At 33.9% G+C, this 26,334-nt stretch carries 21 protein-coding genes; 8 read left to right on the top strand and 13 right to left on the bottom strand.

Going from position 1 to position 26,334, the window contains the following annotated elements:
* Positions 1-154: 154 nt before the first annotated feature.
* Positions 155-1,726 carry a vitamin K epoxide reductase family protein gene (locus AC4PRO_RS09235; RefSeq protein WP_492117146.1) on the bottom strand — a complete coding sequence of 524 codons (1,572 nt, stop codon included), beginning with the start codon at positions 1,724-1,726 and terminating at the stop codon, positions 155-157.
* Between the two features lie 284 nt (positions 1,727-2,010).
* On the opposite strand from AC4PRO_RS09235, the gene AC4PRO_RS09230 reads away from it, so the two are divergent.
* Positions 2,011-2,154 carry a TIGR04149 family rSAM-modified RiPP gene (locus AC4PRO_RS09230; RefSeq protein WP_492117145.1) on the top strand — a complete coding sequence of 48 codons (144 nt, stop codon included), beginning with the start codon at positions 2,011-2,013 and terminating at the stop codon, positions 2,152-2,154.
* Between the two features lie 52 nt (positions 2,155-2,206).
* Here the strand turns inward: AC4PRO_RS09230 and AC4PRO_RS09225 are convergent, their stop codons facing one another.
* Complete coding sequence (locus tag AC4PRO_RS09225; RefSeq protein WP_492117144.1) at positions 2,207-3,817, bottom strand: helix-turn-helix domain-containing protein; 1,611 nt, start codon at positions 3,815-3,817, stop codon at positions 2,207-2,209.
* 452 nt (positions 3,818-4,269) lie between these two features.
* Between AC4PRO_RS09225 and AC4PRO_RS09220 the strand changes: the two genes are divergently transcribed.
* Entirely contained in the window at positions 4,270-5,448 is a 1,179-nt protein-coding gene (locus AC4PRO_RS09220; RefSeq protein WP_074724039.1) for an acyl-CoA dehydrogenase family protein, read from the top strand.
* A gap of 91 nt (positions 5,449-5,539) precedes the next feature.
* A complete protein-coding gene (locus AC4PRO_RS09215; protein ID WP_492117143.1) occupies positions 5,540-6,322 on the top strand; it encodes a DUF3050 domain-containing protein in 783 nt (260 codons plus the stop codon).
* A 152-nt stretch (positions 6,323-6,474) separates the two neighbouring features.
* Here AC4PRO_RS09215 and AC4PRO_RS09210 read toward each other — a convergent pair whose 3' ends face one another.
* The 7 genes from AC4PRO_RS09210 to AC4PRO_RS09180 form a co-directional block, all read right to left on the bottom strand.
* On the bottom strand, positions 6,475-6,792 hold the full coding sequence (locus tag AC4PRO_RS09210; protein WP_091084941.1) for a 2Fe-2S iron-sulfur cluster-binding family protein: 318 nt from the start codon (positions 6,790-6,792) through the stop codon (positions 6,475-6,477).
* Positions 6,793-6,945: 153 nt separating this feature from the next.
* A complete protein-coding gene (locus AC4PRO_RS09205; protein WP_016990021.1) occupies positions 6,946-7,185 on the bottom strand; it encodes a NifU family protein in 240 nt (79 codons plus the stop codon).
* Between the two features lie 45 nt (positions 7,186-7,230).
* Positions 7,231-8,367 (bottom strand): Mrp/NBP35 family ATP-binding protein, encoded by a 1,137-nt coding sequence (locus AC4PRO_RS09200; RefSeq protein WP_492117142.1) that lies wholly within the window; start codon positions 8,365-8,367, stop codon positions 7,231-7,233.
* Positions 8,368-8,577: 210 nt separating this feature from the next.
* Entirely contained in the window at positions 8,578-11,007 is a 2,430-nt protein-coding gene (locus AC4PRO_RS09195) for an ABC transporter permease (RefSeq protein ID WP_492117141.1), read from the bottom strand.
* A gap of 75 nt (positions 11,008-11,082) precedes the next feature.
* Positions 11,083-13,500 (bottom strand): ABC transporter permease, encoded by a 2,418-nt coding sequence (locus tag AC4PRO_RS09190; protein ID WP_492117140.1) that lies wholly within the window; start codon positions 13,498-13,500, stop codon positions 11,083-11,085.
* A 144-nt stretch (positions 13,501-13,644) separates the two neighbouring features.
* A complete protein-coding gene (locus AC4PRO_RS09185) occupies positions 13,645-14,349 on the bottom strand; it encodes an ABC transporter ATP-binding protein (protein WP_492117139.1) in 705 nt (234 codons plus the stop codon).
* A 57-nt stretch (positions 14,350-14,406) separates the two neighbouring features.
* Positions 14,407-15,645 (bottom strand): efflux RND transporter periplasmic adaptor subunit, encoded by a 1,239-nt coding sequence (locus AC4PRO_RS09180; protein ID WP_492117138.1) that lies wholly within the window; start codon positions 15,643-15,645, stop codon positions 14,407-14,409.
* 157 nt (positions 15,646-15,802) lie between these two features.
* Here AC4PRO_RS09180 and AC4PRO_RS09175 point away from each other — a divergent pair, with 157 nt between their 5' ends.
* Together AC4PRO_RS09175 and AC4PRO_RS09170 are read left to right on the top strand one after the other, a co-directional pair.
* A complete protein-coding gene (locus AC4PRO_RS09175; RefSeq protein WP_492117137.1) occupies positions 15,803-17,152 on the top strand; it encodes a sigma-54-dependent transcriptional regulator in 1,350 nt (449 codons plus the stop codon).
* On the top strand, positions 17,152-18,501 hold the full coding sequence (locus AC4PRO_RS09170) for a sensor histidine kinase (RefSeq protein WP_492117136.1): 1,350 nt from the start codon (positions 17,152-17,154) through the stop codon (positions 18,499-18,501). The genes AC4PRO_RS09175 and AC4PRO_RS09170 overlap by 1 nt, the downstream gene beginning before the upstream one ends.
* Positions 18,502-18,636: 135 nt before the next feature.
* On the opposite strand, the gene AC4PRO_RS09165 is transcribed toward AC4PRO_RS09170, so the two are convergent.
* The 4 genes from AC4PRO_RS09165 to AC4PRO_RS09150 form a co-directional block, all read right to left on the bottom strand.
* The gene (locus tag AC4PRO_RS09165; protein WP_492117135.1) at positions 18,637-18,963 is read right to left on the bottom strand and encodes an MGMT family protein; all 327 of its coding nucleotides are present in this window, start codon (positions 18,961-18,963) and stop codon (positions 18,637-18,639) included.
* A 50-nt stretch (positions 18,964-19,013) separates the two neighbouring features.
* A complete protein-coding gene (locus AC4PRO_RS09160; RefSeq protein ID WP_074724029.1) occupies positions 19,014-19,649 on the bottom strand; it encodes a LysE family transporter in 636 nt (211 codons plus the stop codon).
* Positions 19,650-19,703: 54 nt separating this feature from the next.
* Positions 19,704-20,381 carry a tRNA (guanosine(46)-N7)-methyltransferase TrmB gene (gene trmB / locus AC4PRO_RS09155; protein WP_074724028.1) on the bottom strand — a complete coding sequence of 226 codons (678 nt, stop codon included), beginning with the start codon at positions 20,379-20,381 and terminating at the stop codon, positions 19,704-19,706.
* A gap of 122 nt (positions 20,382-20,503) precedes the next feature.
* Positions 20,504-21,013, bottom strand: a complete 510-nt coding sequence (locus AC4PRO_RS09150; RefSeq protein ID WP_492117134.1) for a nuclear transport factor 2 family protein — start codon at positions 21,011-21,013, stop codon at positions 20,504-20,506.
* A gap of 161 nt (positions 21,014-21,174) precedes the next feature.
* Here AC4PRO_RS09150 and AC4PRO_RS09145 point away from each other — a divergent pair, with 161 nt between their 5' ends.
* The 3 genes from AC4PRO_RS09145 (at position 21,175) to AC4PRO_RS09135 (ending at position 26,301) form a co-directional block, all read left to right on the top strand.
* Complete coding sequence (locus AC4PRO_RS09145) at positions 21,175-22,785, top strand: L,D-transpeptidase family protein (protein ID WP_492117133.1); 1,611 nt, start codon at positions 21,175-21,177, stop codon at positions 22,783-22,785.
* A gap of 202 nt (positions 22,786-22,987) precedes the next feature.
* Positions 22,988-24,556 carry a L,D-transpeptidase family protein gene (locus AC4PRO_RS09140; protein ID WP_492117132.1) on the top strand — a complete coding sequence of 523 codons (1,569 nt, stop codon included), beginning with the start codon at positions 22,988-22,990 and terminating at the stop codon, positions 24,554-24,556.
* A 146-nt stretch (positions 24,557-24,702) separates the two neighbouring features.
* Positions 24,703-26,301: a L,D-transpeptidase family protein gene (locus tag AC4PRO_RS09135; protein ID WP_492117131.1), complete on the top strand. Its 1,599-nt coding sequence runs from the start codon at positions 24,703-24,705 to the stop codon at positions 26,299-26,301.
* Positions 26,302-26,334 lie beyond the last annotated feature (33 nt).

Below are 26,334 nucleotides of genomic sequence, written 5' to 3'. Positions count from 1 at the left end.
TTAATACTTTTTTGCTCATTCTTGGTTAATTTCTGAGCACCTTCTAATTTTAAAATGTTTTTTAACATAATATATAGTTTAAAAAATTTGGTTAATACCTCAATCACTTATAGACACTTGGGGCTTATGTCTCCTTGTAGGAATCATTATATTTTTAAACTCTTTCGACTAAATTATCAATTAGTAAAAGCGCTTCTTTTTCTTGAAAATCATTTAGAAAATATTTCAACTCGCCTATTTCATATTCAGTAGGAAATAGCTTTTCATTTATAAGTTTTACAGGAGTATAATTGAATTCATTTTCTCCACACCAATCGTACTGTTTTTGAATTTCATGATTCACTTTCATCGAAATCGAGTCAACGATCCATTTTTGTTTCCACGCTTCCAATCCTATTTTTTTGATGTGCCAATCTGATATCGCTTCTTCCATCTTGTCCTGGTCAGTATTGTTAATTGTCAATAAACGCTCCACAACCACTTTATAGGGATTATCATTGTTCTCTGGATTGATATTAAACAAGACCGTCAAGAGTATTTTATCAGGAAACTTTGCAACCAACTCATATGCATCTTTAAATGCTGTATGGCAATGACCACAACTTGGGCTAAGTATCAATGTGAGATTCAGTGAGGAACTTCTGTTTCCAAATCGCAAACCTTCCAATTGATCAAAACCATCAGGAACAGGAATGTCTTTTAACAAGAAATCAAAAACCATATAATTTCTTTTGAACTTCATTAATTCGTTTACCGATTTCTCCGCCTTGATTTTATTTTCCAAAATTGGTTTTAAAGCAAACCACAAAGAAGCACACGCTATCATAGAAAACAAATAGGCAAAGGGAACAAAAAACGCAATGTCTGAAAAAGGCTGTGCCATAAAAAACCAAACTAAACTTTGCACTACGACAATCGATGCAATCACCAAACACAGCAAACACCATTTTTTTAATTGCATTTTTTGAATCCAAATAGAGTACGCTATTACTGGAAGAGAAAGAAAACTAAGCAAGCCTGCTACGACACTAGAATGGGAAGGCTGAAATAATAATGACAATAGATTTATGCTAAAAAAAAGCAGTGGCAAATCTGAAAAACTAAACCATTTGTTAATCAATCCCTTATCTGATCGAATAACAGAATCACAGGAAGTATTCGAACTGATATTACAAAATTTTGAGACTATGTCATTACTAAAACCTAGCTTCTCCTGAATAATAAGAATACTGAAAAACAAACCCGCTAATGCCGTTAAAAGAAAAACAAAATCATAGATCGTATAACTATTATAAAACACCGATACCCCTATTAATGCTAAAACAGGCAAAACATATTGTAACCCTTTCGCATTTCCTTTACCGCTCACTTTTAAGACATCGTCGTTAGGTTCAATAACTATAACTACTCCACTCCAACTTGCAATAAACTCAGTAAACGATAAATCCTGTTTCTCCCCCTTCTCTGTAACAATACTAATCTCAGTGTCTGTTTTAGATACTAGAACTAAGCCCTGATTAAAAATAGCTAAAAAAGAATCTGGTAATTCGACTAATTGTTCTTTGGGAACTTTTACGGCCATGTTCATTATCGATAACAGATCTAATGAATCTGTTATTGCAAACAAACTAGGATAATTTGGATGGGATTGAAACAAGTCTTCAAACTCCGATTTTTGGCTCGAATAATGACTGATTTCTAAATACTTTTCAACTAAACTTATCATAAATTTTCTCTTTATAAACAAACGAATTGATATAGATACTTTTACAAATATTTAGTTTTTTTTCGATATTAAGCGTTTCAAACTTACAATATATATATTATCACATAGACAATTTATAAATTATGGTATCCATTTTAAATTATTAATTACTTAATATACAGCACACTAACTAATTTTAAGACAGAATTTTTTGTGTCGTTCTGAAAAAGAAATTAAGCGGCTATCAAATCCCTTACTTTTGAAATAAGTAAAACATTCTATTTAACCACCTAACAATATTTATTATGAAAACTAAAAAAATAAGCTTCGAAAATTTCAAAAAAAATGAAATCTCAAAACGTAAATTAGCGACAATTTATGGGGGTGATATAACAGATCCAAAACCAGGAACTACAACTTCGAATTCTGGCGGGTCTGGAGTCCTATAAAAAATGTGTAATTGCAATTCAAAAGATAAAAATACAATTTGGTGCCGAGTCTTTAATCATCAGAATCTTTTTCAAGTCCTTTAATAAATTGAACTGGGATTACTCCTGTTCTTTTATTAAAGGACTTTGTAAAGGAAACTGCATTTTTAAAACCCACACTTTCTGCTATTGCTTGGGTTGAATATTTCCTATACGTAGCATTAGAAATCATTTCTTCAATTACATAATTGATTCTCAATTCGTTCAAGTACTCGCTAAATGATTTATTGTAATGGTTATTAACCACACTGGAAAGATAAGATGTATTCGTTTTTATCTTTTTTGCGGCTGATTGCTGCGTAAAATCGGGTTTTAAATAATCTAATCTCTTTTCTAACAGCATTAATTTATCTAGAATTTCATTTTCCTTTTCCACACTTATTAATGTAGAGGCATTTTTTACTAATTCTTTATTTAAGACACTATTTTGTAGATTATTAAACCTATTTTTTTTGTATTCTTTGATTAAATCAGCCACTTTTTGCTCAGCAATCTTTTTCTTTTTGATACTCCTCAAAACGATTAAAACTAAAAAGAACACTACTCCTACTAAAATTAGAAAAATGATGAGATTAAGATTTCTTTTGTTGTTGAATTCTTTCTGAATTACCTTCATTTCAGCTTGCAACTGCTCCTTACTTACTTTAAAGTTTACTTCGGAAATTTCTGTATTGAGCTTAAATTCACTCTTCTCAAAATTATCCAAATATATCTCCGAGTGCTTTGCGGCTTCTTCCTTATTATTAATAGCTTGATAAATCTTGGCTTGGTAATAATTAGACTTTAAAAACTCAATTGGATTTACTTTGCTAGCATAATAAATGGAGTCAACTTTTTTAAGATACACCAACGATTTTTTAAACTCCTTTTTGTAGTAATACAAATCTCCTAAATTATATACTATCCTAAAATATTCATTGTTAAAACCATTCTCTTTTGAGGTCTGCAAAATACTTTGATAGCCCTTTTCTGCCTCAGTAAAATTCTTTTTAATATAGAAAATATTTGCCAAACTGATTTGAGCTGCAACTCTATTATAATCTCTCGATTTGGAGTAAATTATTGATTTTTTGTAATAAAACTGGGCAGAATCAAGGTATGATCCTTCTTTACTCGATTTACTTTTATAAAAATCTTCATAGTACGTCCCTAGGTTTAAATTTAAACTATTTTTATAGATATTAAATTGTTCGTCTGAATAGAGCTCTCTGCTACCATCAATCATTTTATCTGATTCTTTTGATATCCTAATAGCCTGCCTGTAATTTCTTAACTCATTATATATCAATCCGATATTAATATTGAATTTAATTACTCCAACTTTGTCGCTGATACTTAAGGATAACTTCTTTCCTTCCTGAAATTTATCTAACGCCATACTAAAATCACCTCGTTTCCAATCAACTAATCCACTACAATTCAATAGGTATGCATTTAATTTTGTTTTCTCTTTTGACGGCTGAACTTGTTTCAAACTCTGAAAAGCTTGATTCATGGATAATTTCGAATTTGCCCGATTACCTTTCAGTTGATAAAGATAGGATTTGGTCGCTAGTGCGAAAGCTTGATGCGAATAATTGCTAGATTTTTCTAGTTTGTTGGTATAAACAAAAGCACTATCCACATTTGAAGTTATTAGTGATCTTATTTTATTTTCTAAAATCAGATATTCCTTTTGGGACAAATTCGATTTGCTTTGGGAATACGATGAAGTTAATATTAAAAAAAAACAATAATACAAATACCGCATTGTAACTTTTGATTTAAAAAATTAAATCCCAAATGTAAAAATTAATAGGGGAACAAATGATAATAATCATCCGAGTTTTCGCTCGACATACAAAATAAAAAGTCGAGCATTGATTAAATATAACATTTCAAAGTAGTTTTGTTATATTCCTTTGCGTAAATTTGTTGCATAAAAATTAAAAATAATGCAAAATACGCTACCTACTTTAAGAATAGTGTAACTTGCAGAACAGACTATTATAAAAAACGCTCCTAGTAAAATTAGTTGGAAAACTCGTAAAGCTATAGCAGTTACACAAAGCCATTACAAACAATAAAAACTGACATATGAAACCAGACTTATTTCAATCTCCAGATTATTATAACCTAGACGATTTACTAAACGAAGAACACAAATTAGTTCGTGATTCTGCTCGCGCTTGGGTAAAACGCGAAGTATCTCCTATTATAGAAGAATATGCTCAAAGAGCAGAATTCCCAAAACAAATCATCAAAGGTTTGGGTGAAATAGGTGGTTTTGGCCCTTACATTCCCGTGGAATATGGTGGAGCTGGTTTAGACCAAATATCTTACGGATTAATCATGCAGGAAATTGAGCGTGGAGATTCTGGTGTTCGTTCTACCTCATCAGTTCAATCTTCTTTAGTAATGTATCCTATTTGGAAATATGGTAATGAAGAGCAACGCATGAAATACCTTCCTAAACTAGCTACCGGTGAATTCATCGGTTGTTTTGGTTTGACTGAACCTAGCCATGGTTCTGATCCAGGAAGTATGATTACCAACTTTAAAGATATGGGCGACCATTATTTATTGAACGGTGCCAAAATGTGGATTTCAAATGCGCCGTTTGCAGACATTGCAGTTGTTTGGGCAAAAAATGAAGAAGGAAGAATTCACGGACTTATTGTAGAACGTGGAATGGAAGGTTTTACAACTCCAGAAACACATAACAAATGGTCACTTCGTGCGTCGTCGACAGGAGAATTGATCTTTGATAATGTAAAAGTACCTAAAGAAAACCTACTACCTAACAAATCTGGATTAGGAGCACCACTTGGTTGCTTGGATTCAGCACGTTACGGTATTGCCTGGGGAGCTATTGGTGCTGCTATGGACTGTTATGACACTGCACTTCGCTATGCTAAAGAACGAATTCAGTTTGACAAACCGATTGCCGGAACACAATTACAACAAAAGAAATTAGCCGAAATGATTACCGAAATCACCAAAGCACAATTATTGACTTGGAGATTAGGTGTTTTGAGAAATGAAGGAAGAGCAACGACCGCTCAGATTTCTATGGCTAAAAGAAACAATGTCGACATGGCAATTAATATTGCACGTGAGGCAAGACAAATATTAGGAGCTATGGGAATAAGTGGTGAATACTCTATCATGCGTCATATGATGAATTTAGAATCCGTAATCACGTATGAAGGTACACACGATATCCATTTATTAATTACGGGTATGGATATTACAGGAATTCCTGCTTTTAAATAGTAGTAAACAACTATTAAAGTATCTATAAAAATGATGGAAAAAGCTTCTTGGAAACAAGAAGCTTTTTTATATTTACAGCAAAATACCACCTATGAACATTCAGAATATAAATAACGCGATTGAACCACAGAAAAAAATTCTTTTGCAACACTCTTTATACAAAAAAGTAAAAACGATAGAAGACTTACAGTCTTTCTTAGAAAATCACATATTTGCCGTATGGGACTTTATGTCTTTACTAAAAGCATTACAATCTAAATTAACTTGTACGACGACTCCTTGGTTTGCCACCAAAAATCCAGAAACAAGGTATTTGATTAATGAAATTGTACTAGCAGAAGAATCTGATTTAACTCTTGATGGCCGCAGACAAAGTCATTATGAAATGTACGTCGAAGCCATGCACGATTGTGGCGCAAGCACACTTGAAATTGAAAGTTTCCTTGCAGAGGTTAATTCGTTACAAAATATCTTTGTCGCTATAAAAACCAGTAATTTACACCCCAAGATAAAAGCGTTTCTAGATTTCACTTTTAGTGTTATTGAACAAGGAAAACCACATGAAATCGCAGCCGCTTTTACCTTTGGAAGAGAAGATTTAATTCCGAGTATGTTTACAGAAATTCTTAAGAATTTTCAAGCTAACTTTCCAGATACTGATTTAAGAAAATTGATTTATTATTTCGAAAGACATATCGAATTAGATGCAGATGAGCATGGACCGATGGCAATGCAAATGATAACAGAACTATGTGGAGACGATGCTCAAAAATGGACTGAGGTTGAAGAAATATCGGTGGTGGCTTTAGAAAAAAGAATTGGTCTTTGGGATGCTATCGAAGAAACCATTGCAATGAAAGTCGAAATGGTTTAATCTTTTTTGTATCTAATATACTGATTTTGTCTATCTATTATTATTGAATGCCTTTTATTTCGTGTTATGAAAAATAAATGGTACCATCTTAATTTCAGCAAAGGACATAACAATAACTAAAAAAAGCGTCACATTTAATTGTGACGCTTTTTTTAATTTTCTGGAGCTAGTTCTAATTCTAGCCCTTCTAAACTTTCGGTGATTGGAATTTGACATCCCAATCGACTATTTGGCTTGACATAAAATGCCTCTGACAGCATCGCTTCTTCATCATCTCCCATTTCTGGTAATGGAACATCATTAAGCACATAACATTGACAAGAAGCACACATTGCCATCCCGCCACAAGTTCCTTCTACCGGAAGTTCGTAGGCTTTACATAGTTCCATGATATTCATGGCCATATCTGTGGGAGCCTGCAATTCATGCACTACTCCTTCTCTATCTTTAATTTTTATTAATACATCCATTAATTATGAGTTAGTTCTAAGTTAAACGGTTTTGCATGAGGGATAGTAGCTAGCTACCGAAGTAGCGCGAATAGCCCGACCGTGTTCATAAAAAAGGCTTATCACCACAAAGTAAATTAGCCTTTTTTATGAACGCGGTCATGCCCAAGAAATTTATAGGATGTTCACAACAGTTTCTATTTGTGGAGCAAACTTTTTAATAGTCGTTTCGACTCCGGCTCTCAATGTCATTTGATTCACGCTACAGCTAGTGCAGGCGCCTTCCAATCTCACTTTGACATGCTTGCCTTCTTCGATGGAAACTAAAGTAATATCTCCACCGTCTGAATTCAAAAAAGGTCTGATTTCCTCAAGTGCTTTTTGAACTTCTGTTGTTAATTCTTCTGTTGTCATTTTATTTTATTTAAAGATTATCATAGCGAACTATTTAATCTTATATTATTTTTTAACGGCTGAGCAGCCTGCCATTGTGGTAATCTTAACGGCCTCTGAAGCAGGTAAATTTTCATTTCGTTTTACTGTTTCCTGCACAACATTGCGAGTTACTTCGTCAAAAATATGCTCCACTGCAGATGCAGTTTGCATTGCCGCTGGACGACCGTAATCTCCGGCTTCACGGATCGATTGTACAATAGGTATTCCGCCTAAGAATGGAACGCCCAAGTCTTCAGCTAAGTTTTTTGCTCCATCTTTCCCAAAAAGATAATACTTGTTGTCAGGCAATTCTTCAGGTGTAAAATACGCCATATTTTCGATTATCCCTAAAACAGGAACATTAATCGCCTCCGACATGAACATAGAAACTCCTTTTTTGGCATCGGCCAAAGCTACTGCTTGCGGTGTACTTACTACAACTACTCCAGTTATTGGCAAAGCCTGGACGATTGAAAGATGAATATCGCCAGTTCCTGGAGGTAGATCAATTAGCATGAAATCTAATTCACCCCAATCTGCATCAAAAATCATTTGATTCAACGCTTTGGAAGCCATTGGCCCTCTCCAAATTACAGCTTGACTTGGCGAAGTGAAAAAACCAATCGATAGTATTTTTACTTCGTAGCTCTCTACCGGTTTCATTTTAGATTTACCGTCAACAACTACAGAAACTGGTTTTTCATTTTCTACATCAAACATGATTGGCATGGAAGGTCCGTAGATATCAGCATCTAAAACACCAACACTAAATCCCATTTTTGCTAATGTTACCGCTAGATTTGCAGTAACTGTAGATTTACCTACACCTCCTTTACCAGAGGCAACAGCGATTATATTTTTTATTCCAGGAATAGCTTTTCCTTTTATTTGATTTGGATTTTCAGCCACAGCTGCTTCCACTTTAGTATTTACTTTCACTTTGGCTTCTGGCGAAACTAAATCGTGTATCGTTTTTTTAATATCTTCTTCTGCACGTTTCTTGATGTGCATCGCTGGTGTATGCAAAACTAAATCAACAACAACCTCATCTCCAAAAGTGACTACGTTTGCAACCGCTCCGCTTTCTACCATATTCTTTCCTTCTCCCGCTATAGTAATTGTTTCTAAAGCTTTAAGTATTTCTTTTCTATCTAATTTCATTATAATTGTACTGTTTTCAATTGGTAATTACAGTTGAAACATTATGTTTATTTAAACTGATTTCAGATTGTAAAGATAGGGTGAAAAGTTCTTATTTTAAAGTATTTGCATTGCATTTATTGATAGGCCGATAAGTCCTAATTTGACAAGAAAAAAACCCGACTAGCTTTGAATCGCTGACGGGTCTAATTAGCACTTTTATAAAACCAATTATTCGTATTTTAAATATTTTAAAATATCCATTTTAGTTACTTGGTACGCTTTCGCTAAAACAATTACTAAAGTCAAAAACAGCAAGCTCACCAACGCTACAGCAAATGGAAAGAATGGAATATCGATGCGAAATGCAAAATCTTCAAGCCACTTTTGCAATAGAAAATAGGCAGGAAATATCCCAATTAGAAAACCAGCTAAACAAAAGAATACATATTGTTTTGACAGCTCTTTCAGTAAGGTATTGGTTTCCGCGCCAAGGGTTTTACGAATGGCGATTTCTTTTAACCTTCGTTCCATCGAAAAAGAAGCTAAAGCAAATAATCCAAAAATGGCGATCACAATCACAATCAAATTGAGAATGAAAAATAAGTTTTTTTGTTTTAATTGTTCTAGATAGGTTTTGGCAAACGTTTTATCTATAAATTCGTATTCAAAAGGATAATCTTGATTGATATTCTTGTTCCAATAGGTCTCTAATTCCGAAAGTGTTCCCTTTAAATTATCAGGAGTTACCTTAACATAAACAAAGCTAAAATTACTCCATCCTAACGTTTTTAGATTTACAAAAATCATGGGAGGAATCTTGTTTTTTAAACCACTAATGTTAAAATCTTTAACTACACCCGCAATTTTAAATTTCAGATCTCCATTCTCATTTGCCCAACCCGAGGTGATAATTGTATTTATTGGCTTCTTAAGATTCAACAATCGCACGCAAGTTTCATTCATCAACATGTTGCTTACGGTATCTGAAGCAAATTCAGGCGATAAATCCCTTCCTTCTACAATCTTAATTTTCATCATATCGAGAAAACCAAAATCCATATTCACATTATGTCCCTGCACAAAGACACCATTGTGGGTAAATCCAGAAGTAGAATTAGTACCATCACCGAAAGACCCTTCGAATGTTGAAACTTCTTGGACACCTGATATTTTGAGTAACTCTTGCTTAGTGGTTTCATACTTTTTTAATTTGGTTTCCCAATCATCATATCTAAACCTAATTCGAATAATCTGATCACCACTAAAACCTAAGTCTTTATCGCTCATATAACTTACCTGTTGGTACACTATCAAAGCTCCGATGATAAAAAAAGCAGCTATCGAAAATTGAAAAACCAACATTGAATTTCGCATCCAGATCCCGCTTTTACTTCTAGAGAAATCCCCTTTAAGGACCTTTAAAGTTTCAAATTTTGATATATAAATTGCTGGAAATATCCCTGCAAAAATAATTACTAGAATAAAAATTAAAACGATTTGCAGGTAAAACTCGCTCCCATTTAAAGTTAAATCTTTATTCAAAAAATCATTATAAAAAGGCAATGCAAGCTCTACAATAGCTAATGCAAGAATAACCGAAAAACAAACTACAATAGCCGTCTCAAAGATAAATTGCATAATAATCAATGATTTACTAGCCCCTACAACTTTTCTAACCCCTACTTCTTTTGCTCTTTTAATAGCTGAGGCTGTTGCCAAATTAATGTAATTAACGATGGACAAAACCAATATCAAGATCGACAAACCCATCATAATATAAACCAATTGTAAATTACCCTGTCCTTCTGGAAAATTACTTCCTATAGATGATTTTGTACCATGCAATCGCGCCGTTTTTAGTTGGTCTAAAATAATCTTAGACTCCCCATTTTCCTTAATAAACTGAGCAACAGTTTTACCACTTTCTTTAGCGTTTTTCTGGGTTCTATTCTCAAAAACAACCTGCTCCATTTTTTTTAAAACAACTGCAATGGAAACCTCTTTTTTAACTTTAATCATCAATCCATAGTTGTAATCCCCCCAGCTCTCGAGGTCTCTTTCCTTGATTAGTCCATTAAACACATAATCAGGTTCTACCGCCGATGGTTTTAGGATTTTATAAACTGCTTTTACAGTATAAAATTCATTCTCAAAATTGACTGATTTGCCAATAGGATCTTCCTCTTTAAACAGCAATTTGGAAGTTGCTTCAGAGATAGCGACACTATTTTTCTCTTTAAGAATAGCCGTTTTTGCCCCTTTAATAATAGGAAAAGGGAAAATATTAAAAAACTCTTCATCAGAAATGACTGCTTTTTTTATAATCAATTTTTTAGACTGATATTTTAAAAGCCCTCCACTATAACTCTTCTGGAAAAAGCAGATCGATTCAATTTCTGAAATAGTCGCCTTACATGTAAGTCCAAAAGGAGCTGAGTTAGATGCCCAAACTTCTTTCTGCGGGCCCATTTGATTCAAGACCTGATAAACATTCTCATTATTCGGGTTCCAAGCATCATAAGAATGTTCATCATTCCAATATAACAAAGCGAAAATCAATCCCGCAATTCCAATACTCAATCCCAAAACATTGAGAAACGAAAACAGTTTGTTTTGCTTGAGATGGTATATAAATATTTTTATCCAGTTGTGTAACATCGTTTATTTGTTTTAAAAAATTAATCGGCTATGAAAGCCTTTCTAAGTTGCCTAGTACCGTTTTTACAAAGCCAATTATTCATATTTTAAATATTTTAAAATATCAACTTTTGTTGCTTGATAGGCTTTAGACAAAACAACTATTAAAGTGAGTAACATTAAAGCGAGAAATCCAATTACAAAGGGATAAATAGAAATATCTATTCGATAAGCAAAATTCTCAAGCCATTTATTTAGCAAATAATAAACAGGAAACAACGCTATCAAAAACCCGATAATGCAATACAAAATGTATTGCTTAGACAGCTCTCTGAGTAACATATTCGTATCTGCGCCTAATGCTTTCCTAATCGCAATTTCTTTCATACGCCTTTGTATGGAGTAAGAAGCCAAAGCAAACAAGCCAAAAAGAGCAATACCAATAACAACTACATTTAGTACTGAAAAGATGTTTTGTTGTTTAACATAACTTTCATATGTTCTGGCATATTCTTTATCTACAAAATCATATTTAAACGGGTATTCTTTATCAACTGTTCTCCAAAATTTCTCGATATTCACAATAGTATTTACCATAGTATCAGAATCCAGTTTTATGAAAACCTTGCCTATATTTCTAGCTATATCTACCGTTTTTAAATGATAAAAAACAATTGGCGGTATTTTTTCTTCGGGACTTAACAGATTAAAATCTTTAATAATTCCAATAATTTTCATATTTTTTTCTCTTACCACAATTTCTTTACCAATTGGATTTTTAATGTTCATTAATTTTAGAGCAGTTTCGTTTATCATCACCGAACTAATCGTATCCGAAGCTAGTTTTCTATCAAAATTTCTACCTTTTGCTATTTTTATATTTAGCATCTCAAACATCTCAAAGTCTACAGCAATACTCTTTTCTTTAAACAGTTCATCATTATATAAAACGGCTGTTATTGATTTATCTGAACCATCAAAGGACATAAGACCAGTTGAAACTTGCTTAATTCCTTTAATTTTGCTTAATTCTTGTTTTATGGTGGTGTATTTATTGTAAATATGTTGTCCAACATTTTCTACTTCATAATCTGACGATGAAAAATGTAACGGTACAGAAATCACTTGGTCTCCTTTAAAACCAAGGTCTCTACTGCTTAAGTATTGAACTTGTTGATATACAATGTAAGAACCAATAATAAAGAAAGTAGCAACTGCAAATTGAAAAATAAGCATTCCATTACGCAATCCTATACCGTTTTTGCTTCTTCCAAAATTTCCTTTTAATACTTTTAAACTTTCAAAATTGGATACATAAATCGCTGGAAATATTCCTGCAACCAAAACTGTAATTATAAAAATCAGAATTAATTGCAGGTAAAATTGATTTCCTAGAAGTACAAGATTTTTGTCTAAAAAGTTGTTATAATGAGGCATAGTTAGTTCTACAATTACTAATGCTAGTAAAATCGAAAACAAGCTTATTAAAATAGTTTCAAAAATAAATTGCCTTATAATGTTGCCTTTAGAAGCACCTACAATTTTACGGACTCCAACTTCCTTGGCTCGATTTATTGCATTGGCTGTTGCCAAATTGATATAATTAACAATGGATAAAATGAGAATCAAAATGGATAAACTCATCATGATTAACAAAAACTGATAATTACCTCTGCCTTCAGGATAGCCATCCGCTATAGAATGCAATCTTGCTTTTGAAAGAGGCTCCATAAAAACTGTAAAATGACCGATTTTCTTAGCCATTTCCTCAGGAGTAAAGCCCGCCTCCTTTGCCACTCTTATTATAAAATCATAATTATATAGCCTTTCTAGGCTCTTTCTTGTATTCTCAATTTTTGATGGATCTTTAACTTTTAGTAATAATTTAAAAGCAAAAGGTGCTTGTGAATTTGCCGTAGTCCACTCCTTCATTCTATTGACTATGACATTTGGTGCGATTGATGAATTCCCAGGAATGTGATAAACGGCTCGCACAACAAACGTGTGGTCTAAGCATTTTACTTGTTTCCCAATTGGATTTTCATCTCCAAAAACTCTTTTGGCTATACCATCAGAAATAGCAATACTGGAATCATCTTTTAAAGCTGAAATAGCATCTCCTTTGATAATTTTGAAAGGGAAAAAAGAAAAGAAATCATGCTCTACATTAACGATTTTATCTATAAACTCTTTCTTTCCATTATAAATAATTTTATCCTTTTGATACCAACTGTCAGCATACATAATGCTTTCTACATTAGTGTCTTTATCTAAAACAGGTTTTAGAAATAAAGAACAATCTGACGAAGCAGGCGAATCACTTAATTTAACTAAAACCTGAAAAACATTCTCTTTATTCGGGTTCCAAGCATCATACGAATGCTCATCATTCCAATACAATAAAGCAAAAATTAACCCCGCAATCCCAATACTTAATCCCAAAACATTGAGAAACGAAAACAGTTTGTTTTGCTTGAGATGGTATATAAATATTTTTATCCAGTTGTGTAACATAATTTTTAATTCGTTAATTTTGATTGCTTCGCCAGTTCGCCACTTTGGCTCGTGTGATGATTGAAATCGTAGCTTATTGAAAGAGTGTGCTGCAAAGCAACTCAAAAATGAATTCGCTGATTAATAGTATTATTAGTATCATGATTACTCTATTTTAAAAACATCTACATTTCTTTGATTCATTTTTTCAGAGAAAACAACGCCATCTTTCATCAGGATGGTTCTTTGCGAGAATGACGCATCATAATCAGAATGGGTAACCATCAAGATTGTCGCACCTTTGGCATGCAAATCAGTTAGCAATTCCATTACTTCGTTTCCGTTTTTACTGTCCAAATTCCCTGTAGGCTCATCAGCCAAAATAATTTTAGGATCATTTATCAAAGCTCTTGCCACGGCCACACGTTGTTGCTGCCCACCAGAAAGTTGTTGGGGATAATGCTTCAATCGATGCGCAATATTTAATTTTTCAGCAATTGCTTCTACTTTTCGTTTTCTTTCTGAAGCCTTTACGTTATTGTAAATTAACGGTAATTCGATATTATCATAAACCGAAAGCTCGTCGATAAGGTTAAAATTCTGAAAAATAAATCCGATATTTTCCTTACGAACACTAGAACGTCCTTTTTCTTTTAGTCCAATCATTTCTTGGTTCGACAAGGTGTAACTCCCCTCTGAAGCACTATCCAGTAATCCGATGATATTGAGTAATGTTGATTTTCCGCAACCCGAAGGCCCCATAATCGAAAGAAAATCTCCCTCATTGATTTGCAAATTAATCCCGCTTAACGCCGAAGTTTCTAACTCTTCTGTTCTGAAGATCTTGGTTAGGTTTTGAATTGTTATCATCCTTTTATAGTTTTTTATGTTTTTGATTTAAGAACGCAGTACAGCTGCATTGCGTTTTTATTGTATATTCAGTTCTTCGACTTCTTTATAGTCGGCATAAGACGACGTTATTACTTTTTCTCCTTGTTTTAATCCTTCTAACACTTCATAATAAGAAGGATTTTCTCTGCCTAATTTTATATTTCTTCTCACTCCTTTGCTTCCGTTGACAACAAACAGCCACTTTCCAGCGGTTTCTTGATTGAAACTTCCTTTTGGAATGACCAAAATTTTATTCTTTTCAGATAAAATAAGCTTCACGCCAAAACTTAATCCGTCTTGTAACGCTAACTCTTCTTTAGAATCAAAAAGCAATTCCACTTGAAAACGACCACTTTTAACCTCTGGAATCACTTTTACCACAGACACGATTACTGTTTTTCCCTTATATTCAATTTGTCCTTTTAAACCCACACGTATTTTCTCTAAATAAAACTCATCCACCTGCGCGCTTAACTTGTAGCCTTCGCGAGAATCAATTCTACCAATACTTTCTCCAGCTTGAAATGTTTTTCCTAAAATAGGTTCAAATGAAGTTAATCTTCCTGAAACTGGTGCCGTAATCAAGAAGTTTTTTTTATTACTCCTTAGAATATCCAAACTCATTTCCATCGTTTGGATCGAACGATTAATCTGCGAAATTTGCACTTGATTGGTTTGTTTCTCCTTTTGAATACTCGTACGAATATTGCTTTTACGTTCTTCTTGAAAACGCAGACTTTCCTTTATTAAATTCCAATCATTTCTTGAGATAATGTCTTTTTCGAATAATTTGGCATTCATATCATACACTCTTTTAGCATCATTATAATCATGTTCTATTAAAGCAAGATCTTTCGTTAAGTTCAATTCTTGATTTCTAATATTTAGTTTTCCGGTATTTAAATTATTGATTTGCTCAATGATTGCGGTTTCCTGCGTCAAGTAATTCAATTCTGTATTCGGATTGTACATTCTTGCCAGCGGTTGTCCTTGCGTCACCATTGCTCCGTTTTCTACAAAAATTTCTTTGACTGAACCACCTTCGATGATATTGACCAACACCAAATTCAATGGCTCCACTTTGGCCTGAAAAACAATAAAATCTTCAAAAAATTCTTGGCTTACTTCTTTTACTAATAGTTCATCCACTTTTACATTTAAACTTCGTTTTTTAGATACCGAAGCATAAACTACTGCTCCTGCAACTAAAAAACTCACAAATCCTATTGTTAAGTACCTAAATTTTCTATTTTTACGGGGAATAACCTTGTCCATTTTTATAATAATTTACTGATTATCAACATACAAAAGCATGCCAAAGGATTTATAATCCGTAAAACAATGGTTATCAATACGGTTGCAAAAAATCTAGAAATCGAACTGTTCGAAAACGGACAGTCCCCTGTTCATAAGTGAACAAAAACAAATACTGATGCGAAAAAAACAAGCCAAAATACTTATTGTTGATGACCAAGAAGAGATTCTTTTTTCGGCAAAAATGATCTTGAAGAAGCATTTTGAAGAAATTTTCACAACAAATGATCCAAAAAAAATAATTACTATCCTTGGCGACAACCAAATTGATGTTGTTCTATTGGACATGAACTACCGCATTGGTTTTGAAGATGGACGCGAAGGCATTCACTGGCTGAAAGAAATAAAAACACTGTCGCCAAAAACAGTCGTGCTCTTAATGACCGCTTTTGGCAAAATAGAAACCGCAGTAGAAGGCATGAAAATAGGTGCTTTTGATTATATTTTAAAACCTTGGGATAATGAAAAATTACTCTCCACTATAGACAAAGCCGTTGTGGAAGGTCGAAAACTCAGCCGAACATCAAACTCAGAACCCGCTCCTAAAAAACAGTTCATTGGCAGTTCCCAAAAAACAAAACAGGCGTATTCCATTGCTGAAAAAGTAGCAAAAACAGATGCAAACGTCCTTATTTTAGGAGAAAACGGAACAGGTAAATTTGTCTTTGCTGAACATATACATCAGCATTCTGATCGAAAAGACAAACCATTCGTTCATATTGATTTGGGTTCGTTAAGCGAAAACTTGTTTGAAAGTGAACTTTTTGGTTATGCCAAAGGTGCTTTTACCGACGCAAAAACCGATACCCCAGGACGATTTGAAATTGCCGATAATGGAACTATTTTTCTTGACGAAATAGGCAATATCCCTTTGCATTTGCAATCAAAACTACTGCATGTTTTACAAACAAAGAAAGTCACACGGCTAGGCGAAAGCAAACCGCGAACATTAAATGTAAGAATCATAGCAGCAACTAACAGCGATATTAAAGCCGAAGTCGCAAACAAAACATTTCGAGAAGACTTGTTGTATCGTATTAATACCATGGAAATAAACCTACCGCCTTTGCGAGAACGAAAAGACGATATTGTGCCCATGGCGCACTTCCTTCTAAAGCAGATAGGAGAGAAATACGGTCAAAACGATGTCATTTTTGACACTAACGTGGCCGAATATATGGAACGTTATCCTTGGAAAGGAAACATTAGAGAATTAGAAAATAAGATTGAAAGAGCCTTGATCATGTCAGATGACAATATAATTTCGGTAACTGATTTAGACTTACTTAACTTTGAATACATAACAACAACGGAGGAACATCCCTTATCCGAAATAGAGAAAAACGCCATCGAAAAATCCCTTTTTAAAAACAACGGAAACATCAGTAAAACTGCTGAAGAATTGGGTTTATCCAGAGGTTCGTTGTACCGTAGACTTGAAAAATACGATCTTAAAATTAACGACTAATGAATAGCTGGAAATTTTACAATGCCCTTTTTGCAAGAGTTCTTATTGTCATTATTGCACTCGCATTTTCACTTTATCTATTTGGAAACGGTTATTTGTATAGTGGTATTTTAATTATGCTATTTTCTTTTTTGATCTGTGCCGAAATGTATTCGTACATCAAAAACAAATTGATTTTTTACGACAAAACCATACTTTCGATACTAAATAACGACTTTTCTGCTCGTTTTCCTGCTGCATACAAAGAAGGAGATTATAAAAATTTATGTCTGCTGTATGATACTTTGAAAGAGAAACAACACGACGGCAGCTCAAAAGAATTAATTTATCGTTCGATAATAAACAATATAGATACCGCTGTTTTAATTTTAGAAAAAGAAAATAACGACTCGACCATTTTCTTGATGAACGATTGTTTTTCCACTCTTTTCAGTGTCCCAAAAGTGACTAATTGGGAATATCTTAAGAATTACCTGCCGTCGCTTTGCGAAGAAATTGAAAACACCGGTTTTAGAGAATTAAAGACGTCCATTAACATCAAAATAGAGCAACAAGAAGCGCAGACGTTTATGTTGCAAACTTCGTTAACAAAATCGTTTAACAAAGACTACTTCATCGTGCTATTAGACAGCATCCAGCGTGTTATTGAGAAAAAAGAAAAAGAAGCTTGGATTAATTTGATGAAAATCATCTCTCACGAATTAATGAATTCCTTGACACCTATTCGATCGCTTTCGCAAAATTTACTACAAATCGTAGATCAAGACCATTTAGAATCGGAAGATTTTGAAGACATCAAAAGCAGCATTTCGACCATTATCAACAGAAGTGATCATTTGCAGTTTTTTGTCGAGAACTATCGGAAGCTCGCTGCGCTTCCTTCGCCAAACAAAAAACCAACTCCAATTCATTTATTGTTTGAAGATTGTCTTAAAATGATGTCTCCTATTTTCGAATCGGAAAATATAAAAATCAGCAACGAAATCGAAAAAAATAAAATAATTGACCTTGATAAAAACCAAATAGAACAAGTACTTATCAATTTGCTTACTAACAGTGTTTTTGCATTAAAAGAAAAAGAGGAAAAGAGTATACACTTGACTACGGCAACACAAAACAATCGTTTTTACATCATCATATCTGATAATGGAGGAGGAATTGAAAGCGAAATTACAGACAAAATATTCCTCCCTTTTTTCACTACTAGAAAAAATGGCGCTGGTATTGGACTTACGCTTTCGAAAAATATCATAGAAGCCCACGGCGGTTATTTGAGTCATAAAACTGATTCTGACCTATCAGGAGGTAAAACGCATTTCACCATCTGTTTTATTCAAGGAAATAGTTAAAACGGGAGGGGGTTGATGCGGGAATTTAAAGGAATTACGCTTAAGATTTCAGTACAGAACAGCCGTTTTTTACTTACTAATTAATGAATGAATGTCTCTGTTATATAAACTTTTTAATCAATTGAATTCAGATTCCTATTCAGTCATTGGCGGTTCCCAAAAATGCTCATCAAAATGAATGATTTGATTTTCGACTACTTCAATTCCTTCACTTTCTAATAATTGCTGCATGAGATTAGTCCCTTCAAAATGGAATTTTCCGGTAAGCAATCCGTTTCTATTCACCACCCGATGAGCAGGAACATCTTCCAAGTTATGTGAAGCGTTCATTGCCCAACCCACCATTCTTGCTGAACGGGCGGTTCCTAACGCTTTTGCAATAGCACCATAAGAAGTCACTTTTCCGTAAGGAATTTGTCTTGCAACGGCATAAACCCTTTCGAAAAAATTCTCGTTTGACATAGTTTTAAGTTATTAAAATGAAACAGATCAATCAGAAAGAACCTACTGAACTAACTTAAGTAATATCTTATGATATTGAATAAAGTAATTATCGAAACAGCACCCGTTATACTACCAATAATAGTATTCATATTCCGCAATAGATAATCCGCTTTGTCTTCTATTTTTTGAAAGAAGGTAATGTAAAAATAAAAAACTAACGTAGATCCTAATACCGAGCCAATGACAAAAGTAAGAATTGAGCTCTCATTGAAAGAAAAAATATTATAAGAAGACAATGTTATACTGACAAAAACATAATACGGGATTGGAAAAAAATTAAGAGCCGAGAGTAGCATTCCAAGAAAAAAACGTGTCTTTTTACTACTTTTTACAATCTTCGCCTTTTTGATTTTTGGTTTTTTAGCTATCCATAAAAAATAAACCGTCAAAGCACCAAAAATCGCGAAACCTATCTCCCGCAATAGAATTACTATATCTGGCCGAATGTTTATCACGCGGGCAAACAATATAGCTAAATAGGCTTGAAAAAAAATAATTATTACCGCCCCAAATACAAACCAAAAGGCGTTTCTTTTCCCTTCTTTCAAGTTCACTTTAGCTGCCGTCATATTGAGCAATCCTGGTGGAGTAATCCCTATTAAAGCAGTAATGAAACCGGAAAGTAAAGATATAATTAAATTCATAGGCAAGGTGTCAGTATTTACAAAAGGCTACCAATTCAAACTTTAAAAAAATGATTACTCTTTGATTTTAAATCGAATATACGTAATTGCTTTGTTAACTTCCAAATATTGTTTTTCATAAAAAGTCTGGAAAGCAGTTACTTCCTCCGGACTTCCTTCATTAACATATACGTTGTGATTTGCATACAAAACTTCGTGCCCTTCACCATGGAGTAAACCAAGTGTATACCCATGCATGAACTCACTATCTGTTTTAAGATTTACAACACCCTCTTTTTTAAGTACTTTTTTATACAATTGCAAAAACTCAGAGTTTGTCATTCTATGTTTAGTGCGTTTGTATTTTATTTGAGGATCCGGAAAAGTAATCCAGATTTCATCTACTTCATTTTCGGCAAAAATATGATTGATTAATTCGATTTGAGTTCGAATAAAAGCTACGTTATGCAACCCTGTCTCCACAGCAGTTTTAGCACCACGCCAAAAACGAGCTCCTTTAATATCAATTCCAACGAAATTCTTATTGGGATATCTTTCGGCTAGACCAACAGAATATTCCCCTTTACCACAACCTAATTCCAAGACAACCGGGTTATCATTTTTAAAGAAATCTGAATTCCATTTCCCTTTTAAAGGAAACAAATCACCCACTACTTCTTCTCTTGTTGGTTGAAAAACATTGGTAAATGTTTCGTTTTCCTTGAACCTTTTTAATTTATTTTTGCTTCCCACGATTTTTCAAATATTTTTGCAAAATTAACGAAATATATAAGACCGACCGCAGAACGAAAGAAAAATTAATACGAAGCACAGAAGACCCCGTAAAAAAGCACCATTTGCAGCAAATTATTTGGCTATTGGTTCGACTTATTGTAACCCGACATAAGTTTGTCTTCTATGGGCGCTTTGATTTTAATAACTTCATTTACATTTTCATTGGGGACAGTCATCGATAAAACATAATGTTTGATTTTCCATTCACCATCTATTTTTATCAATACTCCTGACCCGCGACAAATTTTCATTTGCGTATTCAGCAATTCATCAAACCAAGCAACTTCTTTTGTTTTATCGAAATAAATATGGCGCTCCAATGCTGTAAAATTCCAAGCCTTCCCTTTATCAAAATAAGGTTTGGCAAATGCCTGAAAGGCAGGTTTACCCCAATTCTCTGTCGCATCTGTCCCGATGAAAACAGCATCCTCGGTCATCTTTTCAAAATAGGAATCATACTTTACATCTGCTGCGGCTTTATGCCAAGAATCAAGTAGCACATTGACTTTATTGTTATCTGAAACGAAAGTATCTTTAATTGGCTTACATGACACTACAATTAGAACTAGAACGAAAATGATTTTTCTCATGAGCTTAGAATTTAGATAAAAATAGAAAAACTTCTGCTCTTTGAAAGAAAAAATAGAAAAACAGTATCAAATCAATCAAAAACCTCCTGTAAACTCTTCTTAATCACTAATTATTTTATACCAAGGACATAATTCTTTACCTTTATGTAAATGATTGTATTGTGAAAAATTTCTTTTTATCGATTGTAGTTGTTTTATTTGGTTTTTCACTTGCCGCTTTTTATCATTACAGAAATGACGATATACCGGCAAAGATGATTTCTATTGTCAAAATTTTTCAAACAACACCTGATGAAAAATTAGCAATCCCCATTGACAAGACTATTCTCAAGGTTTTTTTTGAAAAATATCCCGATTTAAAAAAATACGAATCTGATGTAGTTACTTTATATAAAAACCGGAATTACAATTCAATCTGGTATGATAACAAAGGCCTTATTGAATTTGCTGATATGCTTTATTCGAAAGTCAATTCCCTCGAAGAAGAAGGTCTGAAATCTACCCTGGCTTATGCTTCGATCATTAACGGAATATTTAATGCTAATGCTTCAAATAAAATTTCCAAAACTGATACAGAAATACTACTAACCACTGTGTATGTTTACTATGCAAAAAAAGTATTCCAAGGGATTGATGTCGCTAAAACCACCGACATCGGATGGTTTTTGCCCCGAAAAAACATTTCATATGATAATTTATTAGATTCCCTTTTAACGGACCCTCAACTATTAAGTAAAAACGAGAAACAGCTATTTACTCAATATTACAAACTTCGTGACGTCCTGAAAAAATATAGAGCGATAGAACAAAGCGGTGATTGGGATCCTATTGACATAGATCCCTCAATAGAATATTACAAACATAATGATAGCTCAAAAACCATTGGTCAAATCAGGCATCATCTTGCTGTTATGGGAGATTTAAAGCGGGATTCTAAAAGCAACCTCTATGACGAGGAACTGATGGAAGGTGTCATGAATTTCAAAAAAAGAAACGGATACAAAACCAATAAAATACTTTCGACTTGGCAAGCACAACGAATGAATATTCCAATAGAGAAACTCATCAGTACTATTATAGTGAATATGGAACGTTGTCGATGGATTGATCCCAAATTTACAAAAGTACCTGAATATATATTTATAAATATTCCGGCTTTTAAACTGAATTATATAAAAAACGGCAAAAAAGAACTAGAATCTAATCTTTTAGTAGGTAAAGACATGACCGAAACAGTCGTTTTCAGTGGTTCCATTAGTTCGATTGTTTTTAGTCCGTATTGGACTGTCCCAAGAAGTATCATCGAAAACGAAATAAAACAGGCAATATTTCAAGACAAAAATTATCTTGAATCTCACGAAATGGAATGGAACAATGGCAACATCATACAAAGACCAGGAGTAAAAAATCCAATGGGATTGGTTAAATTTATGTTTCCGAATTCTAATGACATTTATTTACACGATACACCATATAAAAGTTTATTTGAATTTGATTACCGCGCATTTAGTCATGGTTGTATCAATATGGACAAAGGCAAAGAACTGGCAATTCTGCTGCTGAGAGATGATCCAAACTGGACTGCAGCAAGCATAAATGAAGCGATGAAAGGGGAGAAACAGACCATTCATGTCCTGAAAAATAAAATTCCGATATATATTGGCTACTTCACTGCCTGGGTTTCTGATGATGGAGTGATTAACTTTTATAACGATCTATACCAAAGAGACGATCGCCTAGCTGATTTATTGTTTTCTGATGTCACAGAATAAGAGTATTCTATCATTTTAAAATCGCACTATTATTATTTAGTACACCACTAAACAATTTAAGCAGCTGAAAATTAATTAAATATAAAATTCGTTGCGTTTATTTAATTTTCCAAATCATCATACCAAGAGTAACCTTGTAATATTGCAAACAATTTTAATGTATTTTAGCATCACTTTTAAAAGAAAGTATAAGCCCCATACTATGAGAAAGTTATATTTATCCATCGCATTTGTTTGTTTCCTACTTTTAGTTACAACAGTATCCTGTAAAAAGAAAGACATTGTCGTGCATGCTATTCCAGACGAAATCGAAACTTCTTTTGATAGTACGCTAGTACAAACTTTTTTTACCAAGCATCCAAAGTTAAAGGAATACCAATCTGATGTGGAGACATTGTACCGAAAACATCAATTTCACTATGTGTGGTATGATCACAACGGGATAAATGAGTTTGCTAATTTATTACACAATAAACTGATTAACCTGAGAGAAGAAGGAATCCAAGATACTGTTCCTTATAAAGATAAACTAGATGCCGTTTATCAAAATTTTGATGAAAAGCACAAACCAAATGTTGAAACTGAATTACTGCACTCAGCGCTTTATTTTTTTTATGCCGATAATGTATATCATGGCTTAGACGCTAAAAAGTCTACCGAAATGGAATGGTACCTACCGCGAAAAAAACAATCGTATGGTACGTATCTTGATTCTCTCTTGATCGACCCAACTTTAATAAACAAAGATGAGAAAGGCGTATTAAGTCAATATTTTTTACTAAAAAACGTACTAAAAAAATACCGCCAAATAGAACAACAAGGAGGCTGGAAAACCATAACGATCGATTCTGATGTGAGATCTTATAACATAGGTGACAGCTCAAGCACAATAGCACAGATAAGACAGCGACTATTTATTACGGGAGATCTGTCTAAAGATTCTAAAAGTGCCGTATATGATAAAGATCTCGCCGCCGGAGTTTCAAAATACAAAAACAGAAGCGGCAATAATGCGGATACTAAAATTCTTCCCGAACATATCAAAGAAATGAACATCCCTGTAGAGAAACGCATCAAAACACTTATTGTCAACATGGAACGCTGCCGCTGGGTTTCAAACGACATCACCAAAGCAAAAGAATTGATTGCTATTAACATTCCTGCTTATCAGTTAACGTATTTTAGAAACGGTGTACCCGAATTAAGATCTAATGTTGTAGTGGGAAAAGTGATGAATCAAACCGTCATTTTTAGCGCACCCATGAAATCAATCGTATTCAGTCCTTATTGGAATGTCCCAAAGAGTATTTTGGAAAAAGAAATTCTTCCAGGTATTGAAAAAAACGCAAATTATTTGGAAGAACACAATATGGAGTGGCATGGCGATTACGTGCGACAAAAGCCGGGACCTAAAAACTCATTGGGATTAATAAAATTTTTGTTTCCTAATTCGAATGCTATTTATTTACACGATACTCCTGCAAAAAGTCTATTCAATAAAGAAGACAGAGCCTTCAGCCACGGCTGCATTCGAGTAGCAAAACCCATCGAATTAGCAACTCTTATCTTGAAAAATGATAAAAAATGGAATGAGCAAAAGATTAGAGAAGCCATGAATAGCGGAGAAGAAAAATGGTACACACTCAAAGACAAAATCCCAGTTTACATTGGCTATTTTACCACTTGGGCCGATGACAAAGGAGAAATTCATTTTTATGAAGACATCTATAATAGAGACGATGAGTTAGCATCATTGTTATTTATAAAATAGCCATTCACAGCGATAGCACACAGTAGATATTCTGGATAGGATTGTTCTTGACCCCTTGTTTTATAACTTGGACTTTGTGAATTCAATCCTTCCAAATTCTCCCCATTTTTTTGTATATTTATAGTTGACTCTATAAATATATTGACATGAAACGTATACTTGTCATTTCTGTTTTTTTAATAAACTGCTTTCTAATAGTCGGACTTCCTACTCCTGCAAAAGCGAGTAGCCATGCGACTGCTTCTGTTTCTCTTAGTTACCAAAAAATCCCTTCCTTTCCCCCAATTCCTTTTGACAGTACATTAGTAGCTCCTTTTTTTGCTAAATACCCAAAATTCAAATACCTAAAACCAGAAGTTGTCCAACTCTACAGAAAACACAATTACGAGTTCCTTTGGCATGATGGTAGCGGCATGAATGAGTTTGCAGCTTTGTTATACAGTAAGGTAAATAATTTAGAGCAGGAAGGAATAAAAACCCGCGTGCCTTATGCCGAGAAATTACAAACCATTTTTCAGGACGCAGAAAATATGGAAAAGTCAGATGTGGAAGTGGAATTGCTGATGTCTTCTCTTTATTTTTTTTATGCTGACCGCGTGTTTAAGGGAATAGATACGAAACAAACAGTAGAACTGGGTTGGTACCTTCCTCGAAAAAAACAATCGTATGTGAATCGACTAGACTCTTTACTCCAAGATCCGAGCCTGATTAACAAACAACTTAAAGACCTTCCTGGGCAATATTATCTTTTAAAAGATGCTCTTCAAAATTACCGCAACATTGAAAAAAATGGAGGCTGGGACCCAATTGTCTTTCCAAAAACAATAAAATCTCTGAAACCTGGAGATACTTCTGACGTTATCTTACAAGTTAGAAAACGCTTGTTTATTACCCGAGACTTAAAAATTGATTCTCAAAAAAACATATTTGACACTGAGCTATTAGAAGGGCTTCTAAAATACAAAGAGCGCAACGCATTCACCACCGATTCTTTATTGTTGCCCAAACATATCAGCAGCATGAATATTAACGTTCACGCTCGCATCAAGACTATCATGGTCAATATGGAGCGCTCCAGATGGATCTCGCCTAGCTTGACACAAACACAACAATCGATAGTGGTCAATATCCCTTCTTTTACCCTTACCTATTTTAAAGAAGGCAAGCCTGTACTTGTCTCTAAAGTGGTCGTGGGAAAATCCATGAATAAAACAGCCGTTTTTAGTGGTCAGATGAACCAAATTATATTTAGTCCCTACTGGAATGTACCTCCAAGTATCTTAAGAAAAGAAATTTTGCCGGCTATTGCCAAAAACAGCAACTATCTGGCCAAACACGATATGGAATGGGTTGGAAACCGCGTGCGACAAAGGCCGGGAGAACAAAATGCCTTGGGTAAAGTGAAATTTGTTTTTCCAAACTCTCATATTATTTATATGCATGACACCCCTTCAAAAACTCTATTTGACAAGGAACAAAGGGCATTTAGCCATGGTTGCATTCGAGTAGCACGTCCAAGAGATTTAGCAATCAAAGTTTTAGAGGGTGATAAAAACTGGACTGTAGAAAAAATAGATGCAGCCATGAATCGAGAAGTCGAGAAAACTTATAATCTAAGAACCCAAATACCAGTATATATTGGTTATTTCACCGCCTGGGTTGATAGCGAGCGGGAAATCCATTTTTATGAAGATATCTATGCACACGACGAGCGCTTGTCTAAAATATTACTTTCCGACTTATAAAAAAAACGCATTCAGTTATAGTTAGTGCAAATA

The sequence above is a fragment of the Flavobacterium sp. DW-iso2 genome, from assembly GCF_058725285.1.
The sequence above is the reverse complement of the archived record's forward strand: the minus strand, read 5'-3'. Positions and strand labels throughout refer to the sequence as shown.

Bases quoted from the DNA above. Each gene is read 5' to 3' on its own strand.
- AC4PRO_RS09235 (WP_492117146.1), bottom strand. From the start codon at position 1,726: ATGATAAGTTTAGTTGAAAAGTATTTAGAAATCAGTCATTATTCGAGC.
- AC4PRO_RS09230 (WP_492117145.1), top strand. From the start codon at position 2,011: ATGAAAACTAAAAAAATAAGCTTCGAAAATTTCAAAAAAAATGAAATC.
- AC4PRO_RS09220 (WP_074724039.1), top strand. From the start codon at position 4,270: ATGAAACCAGACTTATTTCAATCTCCAGATTATTATAACCTAGACGAT.
- AC4PRO_RS09215 (WP_492117143.1), top strand. From the start codon at position 5,540: ATGAACATTCAGAATATAAATAACGCGATTGAACCACAGAAAAAAATT.
- AC4PRO_RS09210 (WP_091084941.1), bottom strand. From the start codon at position 6,792: ATGGATGTATTAATAAAAATTAAAGATAGAGAAGGAGTAGTGCATGAA.
- AC4PRO_RS09205 (WP_016990021.1), bottom strand. From the start codon at position 7,185: ATGACAACAGAAGAATTAACAACAGAAGTTCAAAAAGCACTTGAGGAA.
- AC4PRO_RS09200 (WP_492117142.1), bottom strand. From the start codon at position 8,367: ATGAAATTAGATAGAAAAGAAATACTTAAAGCTTTAGAAACAATTACT.
- AC4PRO_RS09195 (WP_492117141.1), bottom strand. From the start codon at position 11,007: ATGTTACACAACTGGATAAAAATATTTATATACCATCTCAAGCAAAAC.
- AC4PRO_RS09190 (WP_492117140.1), bottom strand. From the start codon at position 13,500: ATGTTACACAACTGGATAAAAATATTTATATACCATCTCAAGCAAAAC.
- AC4PRO_RS09185 (WP_492117139.1), bottom strand. From the start codon at position 14,349: ATGATAACAATTCAAAACCTAACCAAGATCTTCAGAACAGAAGAGTTA.
- AC4PRO_RS09180 (WP_492117138.1), bottom strand. From the start codon at position 15,645: ATGGACAAGGTTATTCCCCGTAAAAATAGAAAATTTAGGTACTTAACA.
- AC4PRO_RS09175 (WP_492117137.1), top strand. From the start codon at position 15,803: ATGCGAAAAAAACAAGCCAAAATACTTATTGTTGATGACCAAGAAGAG.
- AC4PRO_RS09170 (WP_492117136.1), top strand. From the start codon at position 17,152: ATGAATAGCTGGAAATTTTACAATGCCCTTTTTGCAAGAGTTCTTATT.
- AC4PRO_RS09165 (WP_492117135.1), bottom strand. From the start codon at position 18,963: ATGTCAAACGAGAATTTTTTCGAAAGGGTTTATGCCGTTGCAAGACAA.
- AC4PRO_RS09160 (WP_074724029.1), bottom strand. From the start codon at position 19,649: ATGAATTTAATTATATCTTTACTTTCCGGTTTCATTACTGCTTTAATA.
- AC4PRO_RS09150 (WP_492117134.1), bottom strand. From the start codon at position 21,013: ATGAGAAAAATCATTTTCGTTCTAGTTCTAATTGTAGTGTCATGTAAG.
- AC4PRO_RS09140 (WP_492117132.1), top strand. From the start codon at position 22,988: ATGAGAAAGTTATATTTATCCATCGCATTTGTTTGTTTCCTACTTTTA.
- AC4PRO_RS09135 (WP_492117131.1), top strand. From the start codon at position 24,703: ATGAAACGTATACTTGTCATTTCTGTTTTTTTAATAAACTGCTTTCTA.